Origin of the sequence: Candidatus Uabimicrobium helgolandensis (assembly GCF_041508025.1) — a bacterium.
GTDB lineage: Bacteria > Planctomycetota > Uabimicrobiia > Uabimicrobiales > Uabimicrobiaceae > Uabimicrobium > Uabimicrobium helgolandensis.
Genome location: NZ_CP165719.1, coordinates 1,862,987 through 1,883,933 on the forward strand (window position 1 = coordinate 1,862,987; position 20,947 = coordinate 1,883,933).

Sequence of the window (20,947 nt, forward strand, 5' to 3'; positions counted from 1 at the left end):
TCGTATCCTATCAATTTTAATCGAATTAATCGCAACTTTAAAGTATTCATTATCCTTCTTTATCTAACTCGTTTGGTCCTCCAAAACGATAACGCACTGTGAAATAAGCAATATGAGCAGACGTGGTTTGCTCTGCATCTAAAAAAGCAGCGTTTTTACTTGTTTTTGTACTTGGTAATTCGTAATCGTATGAAAAGTCAAAAGACCAGTTACCCATTGTAAGTCCGTAGCCAACAGTAATATGATGTTCGATAATCGCGGAAAGCGTAGGAGTTATACTAACACGCGCTGCAGCATTTTCTCCATAGTTATAACCAACACGAAAAGTATGCTCTTTACAAGTGTACTCTACACCAATAGCCATTGATAACTGATTACGCCAATCGAGAGGTGCTACCAAGGGATTGGGATTTACTGAGTTATCGGAATTATCGCGTTGAAATTTTAGGTTATTAAAAGCATCGTCCCACAAATAATAAGAGAAATCGAGGCCTATTGTCAGATTATCTGTTACGGCGTGGGCTATCCCTAGGTCGAAAACATGAGGTATTTCAAAACCAAGTATTTCTAAATCTTGTTTATCATCACCTTCTTCAAAATCCCCTTCAAAGCGCAAAGTCATTTTTGTGGTATACACAAAACCTATTGAAGTGCGAAATAATTGATAAAAAATACCAAATTTACCACCATAAGCAACAGCATCTGCCTCTAGCTTATGCCCGCCAATAACATCTAATTCGGAAAAGTTATCTGACTCAATTGTAGAATAGCCTATTTCAAAAGTGGCACCAATAGATAAATTATCAGTAAGGTGTATTGCCATTGTTGGTGCTGCTTTGACAAGAACAAACTGCGATTCGAGTGTTGCTTCCAGTCCACCTCCAACGTCAAAATCCTTGTATTTAGCTCCTGCTCCCACAATAGGATAAATACCAAAACCAAAGGAAACTGGCCAATCGTGGATACGCTGTGCGTAAGCCAGGGCTCCAAGAGGGTAAACTTCAAATTCAGAACTTTGTGTATCGCCGTTTGATTCAACATCGGTAAAAGAAGTTGTTACTCCTAAAGTTCCCGAAAATGTTTGATAATGTATTGTTGTAATGTTTGCCGGATTAGAAAAAATAGCAGTGGCATCACCAGGAATAGCGATTTCTACTCCTCCCATACCACCACCTCGCGCATTTACACTAATATTATATATAGAATTGCCTGCTGAGAGCGTACTCATGTAAATCAAAAAAAATAAAATAGAAAATAATTTATTCATCGAAGTTCCTACTTTTTTAATGTTAATGGACCACTATGATTCTGAGTGAGTCACAAGTGTATGTAATTTTTAAATATATTATTTTCGATTTTAATCATGCTTTGATCCTTATTTTGTCGGATATGTTTTTATACTATATTTTATTGGTACTAATTTGGTTTACGGTGTAATTCCATGCCATTAACACCTACAGTTTCGTTTAGTAATAAACTATTTTATCAAGGAGATCGTTTATGAGAATCCTAGTATATACAATATCCATTGTCGCTCTTTTTCTTTTAGGGTTTTTTATTTGCTTACATTGTTGTTATCCGCAGAAGTGTCGATGTATTGTACCTTATATTAAAAATATGAAAAAAGGAAACCTTAAACAAAAATATTGTGCTGTGCAAAAAATTTACGAATTGCGTAAATGTGCAAAGCCTTTTATTGAGGAGCTATCGCCTATTCTCTACTCTGCAGAGGATCCGTTAATAAAATCTTTCCTTCTTGATACCTTCGCTGACTGTAACTATAATGATCAACGCTTGTATACTTTTCTAGAAGATCATTCTGGTGATGTACGCGCTTCAGCAATAGGAGTTCTTGCAAAAGACTCTAATGCTAGCTCAAAAATTTGTGAATTAGCGATTAGTGATCCTGATTCATTTGTAAGAAAAGTGGCAACTAGTTATCTTACAGATATAGTCATAGACCATAAAAAACGTTTAGACACTATATTGCTCAAATGTAATGATGAAGATGATAGTGTACGTTCCACAGCAGTTCAAATTTTTACTAAAGTAGAACTTGGCATACATTACAAAAAAGTAATAAATAAACTAATGTATTTAGCGCTTCACGATAACGGAGGCACACGCTACACAGCTATAAAAGTTTTGGGGCATTTTTCTCAATCTCAAACACTTAGATTTATTATAAAGTTTCTCAAATACAGTGACACCAGGCCGTACGCTCTAGATGCGCTTGCGACAGCAAGTAGTAGTTCTGAGATCCTTGCCTTTGAAATATATCAATTTTTACAAAAGGAAAACATGCTTCATTTTGTTGCAAAAATTATAAAGAAGAATAAAACACAAAATCGTTTTTTATTGAAAACGGTTATTAAAAATATAGATTGCAAGCAACTAAGCGAGGAAGTAATGCAAGCTTTAGTAATGGAAAGACGGTACATTTTAGCATACATTAATAGGTTGCTGCAAAGTGAAAGTGACATTTCTCAGTGTTTAAAATATGTACAAAAGAAATTACAATAGAGGAGTGACAATGGTTTCAGAAATATTCGATCAGGATAAGTGGGAAGAAATTTCTCCATTTAAATTCACTGATTTAACATATCATCGTGCTAAAGACCAAGGGACAGTCCGTATAGCTTTCAATCGTCCAGAAGTTCGAAATGCTTTTCGACCACAAACAGTAGATGAACTTTATACAGCTCTTGATCATGCACGTATGACGAGCGACGTTGGCACAATTCTTCTTACGGGCAACGGACCTTCTCCTAAAGATGGAGGATGGGCTTTTTGTTCTGGAGGTGATCAGCGTATTCGCGGTAAAGATGGGTATAAATACGAAGGAAATGATGGCAAGGCAGATGCTGCGCGACTAGGTCGTTTGCATATTTTAGAAGTGCAACGCTTGATACGGTTTATGCCAAAAGTTGTTATGGCAGTAGTCCCAGGGTGGGCTGTTGGTGGAGGACACAGTTTACATGTAATTTGTGATCTTACAATTGCCAGTGAAGAGCATGCAATCTTCAAACAAACGGACGCTGACGTTGCGAGCTTTGATAGTGGTTATGGATCAGCGTATCTGGCAAAACAAGTTGGCCAAAAACGCGCACGAGAAATATTTTTCTTAGGGCTCAATTACTCCGCACAAGAAGCTTATGAAATGGGAATGGTAAATAAAGTTGTTCCTCATAAAGATCTTGAAGAAGTTGCTTTGTTATGGGCGAAAATAATGAATAATAAAAGTCCAACAGCTATACGCATGCTAAAGTTCGGTTTTAACCTAATTGATGACGGGCTTGTGGGTCAGCAAGTTTTTGCTGGCGAAGCAACGCGACTTGCCTATGGAACAGAAGAGGCCAAAGAAGGTCGCGATTCTTTTTTAGAAAAACGCGAGCAAGATTTTACTAAGTTTCCGCGACATTTTTAACAGAGAGAAAAACTTTATGAAAATCATTTTTTGGGGGACGCCAGACTTTGCAGTTCCTATTTTGCAAGCATTATGTGATTCCGAGCATGACGTGGTCGCAATAGTAAGCCAGCCCGATAAAACAAAGGGACGCAAGAAAACACCTGTACCTCCAGAGGTGGCACAATATGGACACAACAATAACATTCCCGTTATGCAACCGCTTAAACTCAACAAGGAATTTCGCGAAAAGCTACAAGGTTATGAACCTGATATTATGATTATTGTTGCCTATGGACGAATTTTACGCCAAAAAATACTCGATACCCCCAAGTACGGTTGTATCAATGTCCACTTCTCTCTTTTACCTAAATACCGCGGGGCTTCTCCTGTAAACTCTGCTATTTTAAATGGCGACAAAGAAACAGGGATTACCATTATGAATATGGTGCGCAAAATGGATGCTGGACCTATTCTTTATCAATGTACAACCCCAATAGGTAAGGAAGATTCTACAGGAGAAATTCTCGATCGTTTGGGCAAAAATGCTGGACCTTGTGTTCTTGAAGTTTTGCAAAAGTTCGAGAATGGCTCCATCGAGCCACAGCCACAAAATGAAACGCAAGCAACATACTGCGGAATGATTAGTAAAAAAGATGGTGCGATTAATTGGAATGCTTCTGCGGAAAACATAAGGCGTTTTATCTATTCTATGTCACCTTGGCCTAGCGCTTACGCAAATCTTTCGCGTGGCGAGAAAACAGATCGTATTATTTTTCATAGTGTAGAAGTCGACACTAAAAGTACTGAAGCAAAACCTGGAGAAGTAATTGCTGTCGACAAAGAATATATTTGGATACAAACACAAGTTGGCTCTCTGAAAATTAAAATGATTCAAAAATCGGGCAAATCAGTTCTTAAAGTCAAAGATTTTTTGCTAGGTACTCCAATAAAACAAAGTGATTTTTTTTCTTAGAATGCAAATCTTTGTAAGAAGTTCCTCAGTAAATCCACTATTTGAAGAATATCTGAACAATACACACTTTCCGGAGCTTGGTGATATGGATATATCGCGGGCTCTAGTGCAATGCTAGGAATATTGTGATCGTTATTTTTATTTAATGTAAGACCATATTCAATGTAATCGTTATTTGCATTACTTTCTAGTATATAAGGATTTGCTTCTAGAAAAAATTGTTTCATTTTTATTATCTTATCCAACAATACCGACGAAGGAACAAAAGATGGATGCATATGCCAAAAACGATCATAAAAAGCAATTCCAGGTTGTTCTTTAAACTCAGGAGTTGTGTCTATGGTAATTACACACGAAGGAAGTTGCTTACGGCATAAAAGATGTTCGGCTAAGCGAACTGCTCCTATTCCTGGATATAGGTTTTGTTTATTTTTCAGTAAATGTGGGTGAGTGCTTTCTTCCATTTCTGAAAGTAAGATAAAAAGCGGAGGAAAAGAGTATTTTATACTCTCAAATATCATAAATAAACATATCCCTAAGCCAGCAGCATCGTCCATTTGACCTACAATCTTTGACGATTCAATTTTGCATGGTAAAGATGGTGGATAATTTCCGCCCCAGTGATTTATTTTATCTAAGTGAGCTGTAAGAGCGACAGGTAAAGCATCTTTTTTGCCTGGCACATAAATAAATAAATTATTGTCTTTCACTTGGGAAATCTGAGCATTGGTAGTGGCGCAAACTTCGTATATAATAGAGTGTATACGTTCTTCGTAAGAGCTAAAACTCGGGCTTTGCGCGCATTTTTTTATTAAATCAAAAACATTCATATTCTACTCATTCGGTTATGGAAATTAAATACGACTCACAAATATTTGATGCATATTTTATGCAGGAGTTGATGCAGTTACGATTGCTAATTAAGAAAAACCTAGGAACTGCTGATCACGGTAATATCTCTTCGAAATTCCGGGGCACAGGAAATGATTTTGACGATCATTCTCCGTATAATCCTGGCGATGATTTCAAAGATATTGATTGGAATATTTATGCGCGAACAGAACAACTATTCGTAAAAAAATATCTACAAGCTAAGTATTTCTCACTAACAATTTTTATAGATTTATCTGCCTCAATGTTGTGCGGGAAACCTTCAAAATCCTCTGCTGCTAAAAGACTTGCAGCAGGTCTAGCTTATTTGTTTTTGCACAATGGATGCTCTATACAAATTGGCATTGTACAAAATAATCATATTTTGTATAGTAAACAATACCGTCATTACAAGTATATAAAAGATATCTTAAATTTCTTATCGCGTCAGAAACCACAAGGGCAACAAAATTTAAAGACTGCGATAAAAAAAATTACAAAGAAATCGCAATTGTGCATTTTATGTAGTGACTTTCTCCATGCTAAAGATTCTTTCGCATTCATTCAACAACTAGCGATAAAAAACAAATGCCTCCTTTTACACATTTTATCACGAGAAGAAGTAACAACACCTTTTAATGGTAAATTAGTCTTAGAAGATATTGAAAATCGCGAAAAAATCACCATTAACATCGATAATGATGTTCGAAAAAAATATTTAAAAGAAGTGCAAGATTTTCGCCAAAATTGGCAATCTTTTGCAACGAGAAATCGTATTCCTTATTATTTCACTTTAAACGACAAAAGTATCGCGCGTACGATTGTAAATAGCTTACAAATGGCAAAATTTCTGTCCACTGATTAGGAACCTTTTTATGAGCATATCACAAGAAAAAACGATAGGCAACTATCAAATTATTGCTATTCTTGGACAAGGGGGTATGGGGAAAGTATATAAAGCGTGGGATGCAAACTTAAAAAGAATCGTCGCTTTAAAGACAATCTTACCAAATCAGATGAACGAATCTGCCATTTCTCGTTTTTATCGCGAAGCTACCGCAGTATCTAAATTACATCATCCATTTATAGTTAAAGTTCACACCATTGGTGAAGAGAATGGGATTCATTATTTCACTATGGATTATGTGGAGGGTGTTCCACTCACTGAATATGTTGAAGAGCACAAGCTGATTCCAAATAAAATTGCTAGCTTAATGCGCAAGGTTGCCAAAGGAGTTCACTACGCACACACCCAAGGTGTTATTCATCGAGATTTAAAGCCTGACAATATTTTAGTTGATAACAGTGGTGATCCTCATATTATGGATTTTGGATTAGCAAAAGTAGACAGCGATTATCAATTGACAAAAACGGGAGATACGATTGGTACACCTTTTTATATGTCACCAGAACAAGCAGAAGGGCGCCACAAAGATATCGATGCACGCAGCGATGTTTTTGCTTTAGGAGCTATTTTTTATCAACTCCTCACTGGAAAATTTGCTTTCCATGCCCTTACTTTTATTAGTCTTGTACAGAAGATACTTATAGAGGACCCAATTCCTCCAAAAGAAATCAATCAAAAAATTCCGCAAAGTTTAGAAAATGTTTGTTTAGTAGCACTAAGCAAAGACAAAAAAAATCGTTACCCTTCGGCCTTAAAATTCGCAGATGATCTGGGAAGGTCTTTGCGTAACCGTTCTGTCGCCAAAGTAAAGAAAACTTCCAACAACTTACAGCTCTTTATAGCGGCTTTAGTTTTTGTAGTATTCCTTATTCTTTTTTATAATTTTTATGCTAGCCGCGATCAAAAAAACATTGATATCAATAATATTGAAACAGCTATATCAAAAGCGCAAAAGATATATATCGAAGCAAGTGAAAACATTGTTCAGGAAGACTACGACAGAGCTATACAACTGCTAAAGAGTATCCAAAAGAAACGACGAAACACCACTGAAGTGAGAGAAAAATTGTTTTTGTGTTATGCCAAAACGGGGCAATATGCTTTAGCGACCAAACAATATGAGAAAATGAAGAAACAAACTGCAATGACTCACTTTGAAATGGCAAAACTTTATAAACAGCAACAACAAACGCAAAAAAGCTTAGATCTTCTCAGCAAAATAGAAAAATCTAGTCGAGTCTATAACAATGTATTACTGTACAAAGGCAATCTGCTACTAGATAAAAAGAATTATCGCGAAGCATTAAAGTGTTTTAGGCAAATTTCGAACTTAACACCAGTTGTTCCTCTAAACAGAGGAATATGTCTTTTTTATTTGAACGAGCACGAGAAAGCCAAAAAAGTACTCGATAAAGCACAGCAAAACTTACCCGGTAATAGCAATGTATTAAACTATCAGGCTAAAGTTTTTTTTGCAACAACGAAGTATCGGCAAGCTTTGGGAAAAATACAACAAGCAATAGAACTTGCGCCAGAAAAGAGTAGCTATTACATTTTGCGCGGACAAATTCAACACCAACTTAGGCTTTTCGATGCAGCAAAAGCATCGTTTATTGAAGCTTTAAAATTGGACTCTTTTAATATCCAAGCGATTAGTAACTTTATGGAACTTGCTGTAGGGCTCCCCGAAATTGAGAACGATTTTTTTTGGACAATTTCTTATTATGTAGGACAACTCGCGAGAACAAAGCGCCCCGATGTATTTTTACAGAATTTTGAAGAAATTTTTGTTAAGTACAAACAGCATTATACTGCTTGGAGTAATGTTCAGCATAGCAATGGTAGTCCAGAAACTTTTATAAAATCGCTTCGCAACAAAGATTCTCAAATTTATAATCAAGCACTAAGTGGTATTTTAAGTATGCGTTACCACAATGAGTGTGAAACTACACTTAATAGTGCTATTCGCAACAATCCTAAGAATAAACAATTCAAAAAAGCATTGTTAGTTCTTCAAGAGAAAAAAAACAAAGAGCAACAACAAGTACTCGGGTATTTTTTAGTGGATTGGTATTTACATAAAGACTTGAGTACCTTAAAAATACTACAAAATAAAAAGCCATCTATAAAACTAGTACTAAAGGACCGTTCTGAAATTCTAATGCTTCGCTACGCCGCTGGTTATGCATTAGCCCAATTAGGAGAATTTTCAGTTCTAGAGCAACTAGCAGAAAATGATGATGCACAAATTGCAGCAATATGTCGTTGTGTATTGCGTGATTTTGGAAATTTTATAGAAATAGCTATTCCAGATATCATAGATCGTATTAGCGATCCCTTCCTCATTGCCAAAATTTGTCACTCAATGAACTTTCCTTTAGAAATGAACGTTTTTAAATCAACTTACAAACAACGAATATTTTATTTGCAAAGATGGCTAGAAAGTGAAATCCCTGAAATCAAAATATATGCAGCAGGAAATCTATCTAAATTACCTCTTGTTACAGGAAATAGGCATTTGCGCAGCCGAGCAACATCTATTTTACGAGAGTATATGTCGCACGAAAATCCTAGTTTTCGAAATTGTGCTCATTATTATTTTTGGTATGCTGCCTCTTGGCGAGATTTTTCACGGTATAAGCATTTATTTGTTCGTGCCTTGAATGATCGCAATCAAAATGTGGTATCAGGCGTATTATTTTTTTCGTACAAGTTTGATATGAATCTCATTGTAGATTCTCTTATTTCTCTCATACAAAAAAACAAGAGTTTGCCTATTAAACTTCCTGCCGTTTATGCTTTAGCAATGGCAAATCCTAGTCACCCTTTTTTGAATAAACTATTATCAGATAATCGAAATTCTTTTTTCATTCGCGTTACTGTCGTTGTTTTTAGTAATTATGTACGCTTTAAGAAAATGATACGAAACCCTACACAAGCGCTACAGTTGATGCAAGAAAGTACAAAAACGACACAACAACAAATTAAAATTATTTCGCAAGACCCTCAAGAATCTTTACGCATTTTTGTTTATTTTTGCAATTCGTTTATCTTTAGCGAAAACCCTGTACATCTTATTGATAAAGAAACAAGCAATGTAAAAGCTCACTTGATATTAAATAGTGTTGGTGGTTATACAATTCCAATGTTTTCCTTTCTAAAAAAATCAAAAATATCTATCATGGACAAACGCAAGTTAATAAAAAAATATACGAATAGTAAAAATAAAAAAGTAAAGGAAAACGCTATCGCTGCTTCCTTAGCATTAGCATCTACATCACAGCGCAAAAAACTACGCAAGAAATATCAAAAACAAGATTCCTTGGCGCGCAAAGGCGCTGCAAAAGGCTACTACACCTTACTTTATTTAAATATGCTCAAAAAATTTCAGATTTATCACGCTGTAGATCGTGCGTTACCTAATAAACGATACCAAAACTACCTTCTGTATTTGCGTAGTATTAAAAACAAAAGTGAAATGGAAAAATATACAAGATGGTTGTCTCAGGCCATTGAGCTTTCACCACAAAATAGATACATGTATGAACGGGCCATTCTCTATCGCAAGCAAAATAATCTACTACTAGCAGAAAAAGATTTGCAAAAAATATTGAAGAGTTCGCCGCAAAACAAATTATATCTCTTAGAACTAGTCGAAGTTTGCCTAGCAACTAATCGTCTATCACGAGCAAAACAAAAATTACAAGAATTAGAAAAGCTAAATATCGGATATGACACATCACTAGATGTAGGCAAACTTTATTGGCGTTTGGGCGAAAGAGAAAAAGCTAAACAGTTTTTTTATAAATGTTTGACTAATAACAAGGAAACCTATCATATGATAGCTTATTTAGATACACTGAAAGCAAACATCTATTTAGCGCGCATTTTTGCTGTTGAACGTGATTACCCAAAAGCAATCAAATATTTACAATACTACGATAGCATTTATCGTCGTTTGTACGATATATCCAAGAGAAATCATAGCCCACTTACCAAAACTTTGATTATGCAATACCCCGAATTCCGTGTGCTATTTCAAAACAAATGGATTCAAGCCTTGCCAAAATAAAACAAACTCTAAGAGGATTTTATATGAAAATATTTATTGATGCCGATGGATGTCCAGTAAAAAAAGAAGTTTACCGTGTAGCACAGCGCTATGAGTTAGAAGTAACTCTAGTAGCAAACGCATGGATGAAAACACCTGATTGGACAGAGTTTATTTTAGTGAATGATGATCTTGACGCTGCTGATAATTGGATTGCCGAACATGTAGAAGAAAACGATATAGTAATTACTGCTGACATTCCCCTAGCTTCACGTTGTCTTAATAAAGAAGCTTGTGTAATAGGCTCTCGTGGACGTTTTTTTACCGACGACAACATTGGCAACGCTTTAGCAACACGCGAACTTCAATCACAATTGCGCGATGCTGGTATCATGACTAAAGGACCAGCACCTCTACAAAAAAAAGACCGCTCCAAGTTTTTGCAAAGTCTTGATTTAGCCATTCAAAAGATACGTAGAAAAATAGCTAAAGGCGAGTAAAGAATCGCAACAACAATAACGATAGAAAACAAAAATGTATCAGATAAGAAAAGTAGATAGAAATGATAACAATGCAGTAGATCTCATCACCAGACGTTGTATGGAAACAGTACTCGAAACAATTCCTGAATTTCAAGGTGACCCACAAATTGCGCGCAGGACATTCTCTAATTTTACCTTCGAAGAAATGCGCAACATGTTAGTTACAAGTCTAACAAAACCAGAACATGAAATTCTAGTTGCGATAAAAGAAGACGTGCAACAAATAGTTGCGCACTCTATTTTTTCAATAAAAAAAGACAATAAAAATATATCATATGGTTTTTGTTATTCGCGTTACGTTAACCCAGACCATCGTCAACAAGGTCTAGGAAGTCGCTTGTTAAAAGAACAAGAAAATTGGTGGGTCCAAAGAAATGCAAAATACGCGGTAGCTCAAACTCATACAACAAATATAAAATTGAAAAAACTTTTTGAGAAGCATGGATTTATAGCTTCTAAGCCGCAACAAGGAACATTTTCCCATATTGTATTAACAAAACGGTTTATGACATAGACGAGTTTTAGGTTTTTGTGTAATGTCTTTTGCTTCCTAATTGAAACAACATTTTACTTTGTTTTGAGTATCATTTTTTAGGCGCCTAGTATGAATGTAGTCTTTTTAGAATCAAATCTTGTGTGTATAAAGTGGCAAGAAAAGACAAACGAGGATGATTTAGAGTTGTGTTTTAGCAACTTAAAAAACCAGGAACGATATTATGTTGTTTGCGATTTTGAGGTATGCAATTATATTAGTCCGCAAATACTAAAAAAATGGCTCGATTACAAAGAATTTAACTGTGCCAAAAATGGTGATGTTAAATTTTGTGCAAATGAAAATATTAAAAATATCTTTCGATTTGCTGGATGTTATGAAGAACAAATGTTTGTGAAAGATGTTTATCAGTTTCAAAAAAATCTACAAAAACGCCCTTATTTACCTACAATAAAGAAGCAAAAAAATGCATTATACACGTCTACTGTTCACAATTTATCTAAATCAAAAATAGAGAACAAAACCATTAATTCGAATAGACAGGACAGTTCTCTACAACACACAACAATCCTGGAAGACCCTCCCCAGCAAATTTGGCAAACAATTGTAGATATCAAGAATACCTATAAAGGCGAACGTCATCTTAGCTCAAGTAAATTAGATGACAGCGTCCATAATGAAGCACTTAGCGCAAATTGCGAGAGCAATGAACCACGGATTTCTTTTTATGAAGAAATTGCTCGCGGTGGAATGGGAATAGTGTTACGTGGTTCACAAAACAGTTTGCAACGCGAAGTTGCCGTCAAAAAATTATTGCGAAAAAAAGGTAAAAAACTTTTTGTTTCGGAATCAATGATCACCGCTTATCTCGATCATCCTAATATCATACCAGTATACGATTTTGTTCAACAAGACGAAGAAGTTCTTTTAGCCATGAAACTCGTCAAAGGAAAATCTTGGGATGAGTTTATAAGACAAAATAGTCTTCAAGACAATTTACATGTCTTATTGCAAGTGTGTAATGCTATTGCGTTTGCCCATAGTAAAGAGATTATCCATTGCGATTTAAAACCTGAAAATATAATGATTGGTGAATTTGGAGAAGTGACAGTGATGGATTGGGGATTAGCAGTGAGTATGTCTCCGTCGATTATTGCTTCGCATAAAGACACAATAACTGCTCCTATGGGTACTCCTGCTTATTTTTCACGTGAGCTAGCTAATGGAGAAGGCCAGAAAATAGGCCCATGGACTGATACCTACTTGTTAGGTGGTATTTTATATGAAATTCTATGTGGAGAAGCTCCTCATAATAAAGAAACGACTATCATGGCCTTTCGATCTGCTACTTGTGGCGAATTACCAGAATTTCCGGTAAATGTGTCACGAGAATTAAAAGACATTTGTTGTAAAGCGCTTTGTGGAGATGAAAAGAAACGTTATGTAGATGTTCGTGATTTTCAAAAAGATGTACATAATTTCTTAAAGCACTGCGAAAGTATTTTACTCTCAGATCAATCGCAAAAAGTACTACGAGATTGCAGAGAAGAAAAATACAACGAATTTACCTATGATAACTTATCGAAAGCCTATTTTGGTTTTCAACAAGCACTTGAATTATGGCAAGAAAATACTACTGCCAAACAAGGTATTATCGACTCTTCTGTTGCTTATGCAAAAACAGCTATTGATAGAGCTGACTTTAGTCTTGCAGAGTTACAATTAAAAAAGCTTAACCAGGATCATGAGCAAGTGCAAAAACTTAAAAAAGAAATACAAATAGCACAAAATTTTAAAAAGGGCCATGATGTATCAAAAAGCTTGTTTAAACTTAATCTCTTTTTTTTGTTACTTGTGTGTATTCGTTTTACTATGGTTCATACACTTCCTGTCACTATTGACGACCAAGTAGCGTTACAAATTCCTTTAACAGTGAAAGGAAGTATTATTATTTTTTTCTGTACGTTTTTTTATCTATTCAAGAATAAAAACTTCAATGAAAAAACGATAATTTATACTGCGATGGTATATGAAATAATAGGTTCTTTTTTGATGGTTATAGGTCTGTTCTTTATAAAAATAGAAGCTAATATTGCAAGCTTAGGGATCTTTCCTTCTATTATTTGGATTCTCTTTATTAATATGCTTGTTCCATATAACTGGTGGCAATGTCTTTTTTGCAAAGTATGTATTTTATCAGCACTTCTATTTTCAACAATTGTAGGTCATTATCTTTCAAATTTGCCTCCTAGTGAGATTTTAGCCAATCTTTTTTTTCAAACGGGAATAGTATCCACAGTATGTATATTTGTGGCTGCTCAAAAAGGAAAGAAATTAGGACGCACTGTACTTTAAATATTCGCAACCGCAAACTATTATAAATCTAGCTCAATTACTTTCTAGGTACCACTTTTTATTGATGTACAGCAACAAAATTTAAGGTTGTTTACTAGTAATTATTATTATAACATTTGCTAATAAATATTAAAAAGGTTAAAATGGGAGTGAAAAAGGGGTAAAAAATGCAGTGGGTACCAAGTCGAGTAGCTTGCGAAATATTAGGAGTGCACGCAAATACTTTAAGAAACTGGGACAAAAAAGGACTTATCAAAACAATACGCACAAAATCAAACCAATGAAGATACAATTTGGAAAGTATATTAGGTAATAAAAAGCCAAAGAAAAAAGTATGTTATTGTCGCGTATCGAGCAGTAAGCAAAAGACGACTTGGAAAGACAAAAGAAGTTTATGAAGGAAAAGTATCCAAATCATGAAATCATCACCGACATTGGGTCAGGGCTCAACTTCAAACAAAAAGGGCTGCTCAAAGTACTGGAACAAGGACTTAGAGGAGAAATCGAAGAAGTACTTTGTACCCACAGAGACAGACTTAGTAGATTTGGATATCGACTTATCCAGTGGATTATGGAAATCGGTGGTGGGCGAGTCGTGGTTCTCGAAGAAGATAAAAGTAGTGCACAACAAAAGCTCACAGAAGATCTTATGTCGATCATACACGTATTCTCGTGTAAACTTCACGGAATGCGAAGGTATAGCAGTAAAAAGAAGCAGGAAAATAAGATTCTAAGTAACCTGCCAAAAGTATTTACCCATTGGCATTTTGTTCTTTAATTTTCTAGCTTTGTTGCTCCTCTGTTACGCAGCTACGGCTGCGCGCCTTCGTCGCGCCGCGCTATAAAAATAAAGCCCTGCATTCAACGGGTAACTACTTTTGTCAAGTCACTTATCCAAACAAAAAACAGCGGCAACTTCTACGTAACTGGTTTGGTTGCGCTCGGTTTGTTTACAACAAAACGATTCACTATTTAAAACAGCCAAATACAACTGCAAGCTGGATGAAAATCAAGAAACAAATACTTGATGATCTACCTGAGTGGTCAAAAGAAACTCCTTTTCAAATCAAATCAATTGCTATTAAAGATGCGTGCAAAGCTGTACAAAATGCCAAAAAGAAGTTCGCAAAAACTGGTAAAGTGCAGGAAGTGAAATTCAAAAGTCGCAAAAAACGCGATGAGTGCATCTACATTCCAAAAAGTGCTGTAAAGCAAGATTCCTTTTATAAACGCAAAATGGGAAAATTGTTACTTCGCGAAGTTGTTGGTAAAGCTTATTTTGATTGCCGCGTTGTTTTCCAACAAGGACGTTTTTTTCTTGTTAAGCCTGAAGGCAAACCTGTCATGAAACCTGAAAACCAAAGGAGTGACATCGTTGCCTTAGATCCAGGAGTTCGATCTTTTCAAACTTTTTACACCAAACACAGTTGTGGCAAAGTCGGCTGTGGTGATTTTGGTCGTATTGTGCGACTATGTCATCATCTCGATCAACTTACCAGTCGCATATCGAAAGCAAAATCACGACGTAAAAAGCGTATGAAAAAAGCCGCTGATCGCATGCGATGGAAAATCAAAGATCTCATCAGCGAAATCCATCACAAAACTGCCAATTTCTTGTGCAAACATTTTGAAATTATTATTATACCACCTTTTGAAACCAGCCAAATGGTGCTACGTTCAAAGCGAAAAATACGCTCAAAAACAGTCAGAGCAATGCTCAACTGGTCGCACTTCAAGTTCAAAAATACTTTGAAGTCTAAAGCTGAGCTCTTGTCTTCTATTGTTATCGAACAAAACGAAGCATATACCTCCAAAACTTGTAGCTCTTGTGGCTATGTTAAAGAAAATATCGGTGGACACAAGTTTTTTAATTGCTCTTCTTGTAAGAAGCGTATTGATCGCGATTTTAATGGAGCGCGTGGAATCTTTCTACGTACATTGGGAGATAACCCCTGGCTGCATTCTTTGTAGCTTGCATTTGTTAGCATTTGTTAACAAAAATTTATCGGCTGTACAACGTACGCAGTTGATTTAAACGGTAATGCTTACATGATTATTTCATGTCTTTTGTTATTTTTTACACTACTTTTACATTCAATTTACGCACAATGTAAAGAGTTCTATATTCAAAAGGTTTTAGACCAAATATCGATAGCTGAATTAAGGCGGTGACAAAATAGCCTTGGCAAAATGCCAAGGCTATTTTAAATTAGTCAGTTACTTCAATAAGTTGAGGTTGTGAAAGAGCGCGAACATCAGGAGAGTAATATTCATAAGCAGTACTCTTTGGTGTTTTTGCTTTAAGCGGATATTTAGCTTTGAGATGATACACAAAACTAAGTTCATCTTGAGGATTGACATCTCCTAAATACAATGTCACTTGCGAAGAAGTAATGCTATAGCGTTTAATGGCATTACTTCCTAGAAATTCAGCAAAATCACCGCGGTCAACACTAAATCCTGGGGGAATTCCCAAGTCAATAATCACCATATATGTCGGATTATTACCACTATATTTAAGTTTAGCTGTGGCAATTATAGTGTCATGACGGGATAAAGTGGTGCGGTCGTACACTACATCAAGATCAATTACTGGTTTTTGTGGTTTATCCGAGTCGGCCCAAGGTTCATAGTGGCGCGTTACTACTTGGTACATCACATTTGGATTGCCAGTTACCTGTAACTGTAAATCATTTTTTCCTACTTGGGTGTACTGAGCAAGGTCAATAATTTGCATAACATCGCGATTACTATCGTCAAGTTTCCACACATCTATGTTCTTGCCATTTAGTACAATGTCAATTTGCGCTTCACCACCAGAAGATGCTAGGGCATCACTAGAAACTAAGCACTGCAAGGCAAGAATAGTCGACTGAGTTGATCCCCAGGTACCACCACTTTGTCGCGATGAAGTAATGTACTTTAAGGCTTTATTTGCAACATCAGCGTGTTTTCCTGCTTCGATCATTGCTAGTATAGCCAATGCTGTTATCTCTACATTAGCGGCGTCTCCATATGCATAACTCGCTGTTTTTCCTGTTGCTTTCCAATATGCATTGCCTTGTTCTTCGACCACTAAATTGCATAATTGCTGCAATAATTCTAGCCCTATGTTATCGTTTTTATTTGCAGACAATAACGCATTTGCTGTTAAAGACAATAGATATGGATTGTTTTTTGCTTTGTCCACATTGTTGCGTAAATAGCCACAACTAAAATTAGCTTGCTCTTTATAGCCTGCTTTAGCTAAAGACCAAACGACATAAGAAGTTAAAGCTAGTTTAGGGTGCGCAACATAAGAAATTGTTTCACTATGAGTACCACCAATATTTCCCCAAGAGCCATCACTTTGGCGCTTGGATAACAAAAATTGTTGCGCACGATCAATTACAGCGGTATCGATTTCTTTGACTTTTGACAGAGCGTTTAGTTGTTGTACACCGTATGCTGTTAACCATACAAGAGCGGGGTCACGTCCCCACCAATCGAACCCACCACCTGGGCGTTCAAAAGTAAGAATTTTTTGATAACCAACATTTAATACACTTTCTGCTTTTAACATAATTTGAGGAGAAGCCGAACCGGTTCTCTTTAAGTAATCCATCACCAAAATGTTGGGAAATGATGTGGACGACGTTTGCTCGAATCAGCCACCAGGAAGTCGTAGCATACCTTCAAGACCTTCGACGAGTATCGAAGTAATTCCTGGATAGCATTTCACTATAATTTTACTAGCTTCATCAATAGAGTTTTCTGGAATTGTACATTGATGAGTAGTTGTTTGATCGAGTGAACCATTAATGACTGTTTCCATCTTCTTGCCATCAGGTTCGATAGTTACAGAGCGACGAACAGCATCATCCATTTTTGAACCATAAGCGAATACTGTTAATTGTTTTGCCCCTACTTTTTTAGCACGTATGCGAAAATACGCAACGCTGACATTGTTAGCAGGAATTGTCAATTGTTTCTCTACCTCATCAAGACACTCAAACCATGGCTCCTTTTCCATAACTAATTTTATTTGTTGTTCTGTTTTCAGATAATTGTATATCTGGATTGGTACAGTAACTATGTCGTTTTGAGTAAGAGCCACTGGAAAATCAATATCTACAAAGAAATCTTGAAAAACACGGATACCTGTTGTTGTTGAACCGAGATTTCCGTTTTTATCAACTCCTTGGCATACCATACGAAAAGTCGTGATCGAATCTGATACAGGTATTTTAATCTGGGCTTTTCCATCATTTGTAAGAAGTTGCGGATTCCAGTATAGTGTTTCGGGAAAATGCTTGCGAATGCGAACTTGGCGTTTACCTGTTTGTGGAGAGTTTTGCGATTTTTTCATAGCAAGCACACCTCCACGATCTTCTCTAGTGTTTTCAAAAAAAACGTTTTGTTTGGCAACCTCTAAAAGCCTGATATTTTTTTCTCCAACACTTGAAAGAGTTGGCAGTGTAAACATTACAGCCAAAAGAAGTGCGCTAGGTGAAATACTTTTGAATAAGGTTTTTACGCTGACTTCGTGCAAAAAACTGCGCAAATATGTCGAAAATAATGGGGCTAAAAACAGCACAACAAAGCCACTAGTTATGAATGCTAGTTCAATGTTATCTCGCCCAATGTAGTAGCGCAAAGAATAGTTTTCTTCCACAATAAAGAGCGATAATACACTTAAGGCACAACACACAAGAAAAGAAGTCAATAATCCCAATACCAAGTGCGATTGTCTTAACCTCTCTTTATGTAAGAAATATCGCACCATATAACCGAGAGTCAACAACAATGACTTTCCAAGAACAATACTACATAAAATAGCAATTGCTTCTTGAATTTCGCGTACATATCTCCAGCGATTTGAACCACTAAAACCAAATTCAATCATCATCATTGTCGTAGTAATTATAGCGCAAACTAGCCAACCACGATGAAGCCTTCCATGATCTTTTTTGCTAAGAGAAAATAAACCTACAAATATTGCGCAGCATATCGTAAAGACAATAAGTGCTGGTAATTTACCGCGCACAACCTCCATTGCAAACATACTTAACGCAAAAAATATTAACGATGTTAAAAACACCTTGTAATGCAAATATATAAATGCGAAAGTTTTTTGGGCAGGTGTTGTTTCTTTGTAATAAAGTGATTTTTTGGCAATAACTTTGTAAAAGATAATAATTATCGCGAATAGACAAATCAATCCATTTGCTGCGAAAGGGATACTGACAAAAAACGTTCTTAGTTTTTTGAAGTATAGATCTTTACTTTCTTGTATTTTTTGCAATTTAGGTTGATAACTATCGTTATGTTGTGTGTAGGTCTCTACTCCACTTGCGATAGCGAACATTACACGCGCTGCCTGATCTTTGTTTTCATGGGTTTTGTTCTTTGGCGCGATACTAACAATCTCTGCCGCTGAAACCGGCGGTGCGTAGCGAATTTGGTAACGAGGTTTAAGAAGCTCACTATGCAACATAAAGTAAACTTTTTCTAATCCCGGCTGCATCTCTTGTAAGGCAAAAACACTTTCATCAACTATCGACAGAGATAAAGCAGCTTGCGCAGAATTTGTTGAAAAATCAATTGTTGCTTTTTCCCCTGGACGATACACATCCTTGTCTAACTTCGTGGTAATCTCTAGGTCTTGCGCTGGCGACACAAATAACAAACGCGTGTCACGCTCAATAAGATTTGCTTCGCTGCTTTTATAAATATTAATCGCCAAGGTTCCTGTTATGCCTTGAGGTAAAGTAAACTGCAATCTATGCTTGCTTTCTACTGCAGTTACAATGTGGCTTGCAATTGCCTGCCCTTCTTTGACAATATCGACATAAAAATTTCCTCGATAACCAGAGGAAAGAACATCTAAAGTGACTTGTTCCCCCGCCTTATAAGTTGCGCGATTCAGTACTCCGAGAAATGTTCCTTGTTTATTTCCCACGCGAATTCTTTTTTCTATACGGTTTCCTTGAGAATCTTGGCCCGCAACTTGAATAGAAAACGGAGCATCTTGCGGAACTGTTTTCCATACCCCAATCCCCAATTCGTTAGTAACGACCATTTCGCCGTTTACGGTAATCTCTGTTGCTGCTGGTAGGCCATTTGGGTATGTTGTACATAGAAAAATGGTGTTTGTAACACCTTTAACAATATGACGGCCTTCAGGAATAGCAAATATATTTAAGGTATCTTTGCTTACCGTAATATTTTTAGTAATTTTTTGGCTATGATTCGCAGTATCTGTTACCGTGATATTTGCGGTAACCATTGCACTACCTTTGGTTAATGCGCTACCGTAAAGCTTCTGCGGAAGAGAGAATTCAATGGCGCATTTTCCATCATCACTAGTTTTTCCTTTCCACGACAACAATTTATTGAAATTAACATCAAATGTCGATACATCTACAACAACATTCGCATTTGCTACAGGTTTGCCGAAAAAATAACGACTGTCTATTTTTCCTTGAACGTTTTCTCCTGGCATATAGTAACTTTTTGAAAAGTTAGCTTCTACTTTGAATTTAGGAAGAACATAACGTTTGACATTCAAGTTTTTTTGTTCACTAAATTTTCCGCAAGTCGCTTTTAAAATATAAGCACCTTCGTTGATTTCTGACGCTAATTGAAAATCACAAGCGGCAATTCCAAATTCAGAGCTAGTTAGCTCTTTTTTGAATACCTTGTTGCCTTTAGGATCTTGAATTTCAATGAGGATATTTTCTTTTGCAACAGGTCCATTATTAAAACAATCCATCATTAAGGTACGAAGATGGATTACTTGACCAGGCTGGTACAAAGGTTTGTCTGTGCTTAATAAAATTTTATAGTCTTTCTTAATCGCGACATTAAGTTCTTGAACATCGCGCCCAATATCTGAAACCGTTGTAACCTCCAATTTATAATTACCGTCTACGATCTTGGGAACAACAAACTCTATTTGTGCATTGCCCTTGCCATCAGTAATTGTTTCACCTAAGCTGATCTTCTCTTTTGAGGAAACGAGTTTCGCGCTAACTTGCGCTTTTTCGATAGGTTTATTTTGCGAATGATCTTTCACCCACAAACGCAAAACACTTTTGCTTTCAGAAGACAGTTTTTTCGGTGCAAGTAACACCGTTTGTTGTCCGTCTGCTACCATTGTTTCGATATGCCAAGAATATAGAACTATTCCTACAAAAATGGCCACGAAACAAGCAATAATAAAGAGTATTTTATTTTTTGTCACAAAAACCTCCATGAATAAAAGTGAACTACAATATTAAACCTACATTTAACGCTTATTTTTAACAGTTTTTTACGTAAAACATATCTTTGGGCTAAGCTTTTCTTGCAGACCAGCTTAAATGT

The 20,947-nt window shown here is 36.2% G+C and carries 15 protein-coding genes and 1 pseudogene; 11 read left to right on the plus strand and 5 right to left on the minus strand.

Features of this window, described 5'->3' with window-relative positions; translation table 11 throughout:
* Nucleotides 1-49 precede the first annotated feature (49 nt).
* Entirely contained in the window at nucleotides 50-1,267 is a 1,218-nt protein-coding gene (locus UABHE_RS06835) for an OmpP1/FadL family transporter (RefSeq protein WP_372369509.1), read from the minus strand.
* A 233-nt stretch (nucleotides 1,268-1,500) separates the two neighbouring features.
* Between UABHE_RS06835 and UABHE_RS06840 the strand changes: the two genes are divergently transcribed.
* Genes UABHE_RS06840 through fmt form a run of 3 tightly spaced genes read left to right on the plus strand, consistent with a single transcriptional unit; the run spans nucleotide 1,501 to nucleotide 4,382 of the window.
* Entirely contained in the window at nucleotides 1,501-2,523 is a 1,023-nt protein-coding gene (locus tag UABHE_RS06840; RefSeq protein WP_372369510.1) for a HEAT repeat domain-containing protein, read from the plus strand.
* A 10-nt stretch (nucleotides 2,524-2,533) separates the two neighbouring features.
* On the plus strand, nucleotides 2,534-3,427 hold the full coding sequence (locus UABHE_RS06845; protein ID WP_372369511.1) for a 1,4-dihydroxy-2-naphthoyl-CoA synthase: 894 nt from the start codon (nucleotides 2,534-2,536) through the stop codon (nucleotides 3,425-3,427).
* 16 nt (nucleotides 3,428-3,443) lie between these two features.
* Nucleotides 3,444-4,382, plus strand: coding sequence for a methionyl-tRNA formyltransferase (fmt, locus tag UABHE_RS06850; RefSeq protein WP_372369512.1), 939 nt, complete (start codon nucleotides 3,444-3,446; stop codon nucleotides 4,380-4,382).
* On the opposite strand, the gene UABHE_RS06855 is transcribed toward fmt, so the two are convergent.
* A complete protein-coding gene (locus UABHE_RS06855) occupies nucleotides 4,379-5,212 on the minus strand; it encodes a hypothetical protein (RefSeq protein ID WP_372369513.1) in 834 nt (277 codons plus the stop codon). The genes fmt and UABHE_RS06855 overlap by 4 nt on opposite strands.
* A 71-nt stretch (nucleotides 5,213-5,283) precedes the next feature.
* Between UABHE_RS06855 and UABHE_RS06860 the strand changes: the two genes are divergently transcribed.
* From UABHE_RS06860 to UABHE_RS06895, 8 genes are all read left to right on the plus strand, one after another.
* Nucleotides 5,284-6,117, plus strand: coding sequence for a DUF58 domain-containing protein (locus UABHE_RS06860; RefSeq protein ID WP_372369514.1), 834 nt, complete (start codon nucleotides 5,284-5,286; stop codon nucleotides 6,115-6,117).
* Nucleotides 6,118-6,127: 10 nt separating this feature from the next.
* Nucleotides 6,128-10,231 (plus strand): protein kinase, encoded by a 4,104-nt coding sequence (locus UABHE_RS06865; protein WP_372369515.1) that lies wholly within the window; start codon nucleotides 6,128-6,130, stop codon nucleotides 10,229-10,231.
* A gap of 23 nt (nucleotides 10,232-10,254) precedes the next feature.
* A complete protein-coding gene (locus tag UABHE_RS06870; protein ID WP_372369516.1) occupies nucleotides 10,255-10,710 on the plus strand; it encodes a YaiI/YqxD family protein in 456 nt (151 codons plus the stop codon).
* A 34-nt stretch (nucleotides 10,711-10,744) separates the two neighbouring features.
* A complete protein-coding gene (locus UABHE_RS06875; protein ID WP_372369517.1) occupies nucleotides 10,745-11,266 on the plus strand; it encodes an N-acetyltransferase family protein in 522 nt (173 codons plus the stop codon).
* Between the two features lie 90 nt (nucleotides 11,267-11,356).
* On the plus strand, nucleotides 11,357-13,600 hold the full coding sequence (locus tag UABHE_RS06880) for a serine/threonine-protein kinase (RefSeq protein WP_372369518.1): 2,244 nt from the start codon (nucleotides 11,357-11,359) through the stop codon (nucleotides 13,598-13,600).
* 167 nt (nucleotides 13,601-13,767) lie between these two features.
* Nucleotides 13,768-13,884: a MerR family DNA-binding transcriptional regulator gene (locus tag UABHE_RS06885; protein WP_372369519.1), complete on the plus strand. Its 117-nt coding sequence runs from the start codon at nucleotides 13,768-13,770 to the stop codon at nucleotides 13,882-13,884.
* An 89-nt stretch (nucleotides 13,885-13,973) separates the two neighbouring features.
* Nucleotides 13,974-14,378, plus strand: coding sequence for an IS607 family transposase (locus tag UABHE_RS06890; RefSeq protein WP_372369520.1), 405 nt, complete (start codon nucleotides 13,974-13,976; stop codon nucleotides 14,376-14,378).
* Nucleotides 14,379-14,455: 77 nt separating this feature from the next.
* Nucleotides 14,456-15,571 (plus strand): RNA-guided endonuclease InsQ/TnpB family protein, encoded by a 1,116-nt coding sequence (locus UABHE_RS06895; RefSeq protein ID WP_372371578.1) that lies wholly within the window; start codon nucleotides 14,456-14,458, stop codon nucleotides 15,569-15,571.
* A 238-nt stretch (nucleotides 15,572-15,809) separates the two neighbouring features.
* On the opposite strand, the gene UABHE_RS06900 is transcribed toward UABHE_RS06895, so the two are convergent.
* The 3 genes and pseudogenes from UABHE_RS06900 to UABHE_RS06910 all read right to left on the minus strand — a co-directional run bounded on the left by UABHE_RS06900 (nucleotide 15,810) and on the right by UABHE_RS06910 (nucleotide 20,825).
* Nucleotides 15,810-16,337 (minus strand): hypothetical protein, encoded by a 528-nt coding sequence (locus tag UABHE_RS06900; protein ID WP_372371579.1) that lies wholly within the window; start codon nucleotides 16,335-16,337, stop codon nucleotides 15,810-15,812.
* Between the two features lie 117 nt (nucleotides 16,338-16,454).
* Nucleotides 16,455-17,231: pseudogene (locus tag UABHE_RS06905) on the minus strand (hypothetical protein); the annotation flags it as partial.
* Between the two features lie 15 nt (nucleotides 17,232-17,246).
* The gene (locus tag UABHE_RS06910; protein WP_372369521.1) at nucleotides 17,247-20,825 is read right to left on the minus strand and encodes an MG2 domain-containing protein; all 3,579 of its coding nucleotides are present in this window, start codon (nucleotides 20,823-20,825) and stop codon (nucleotides 17,247-17,249) included.
* Nucleotides 20,826-20,947 lie beyond the last annotated feature (122 nt).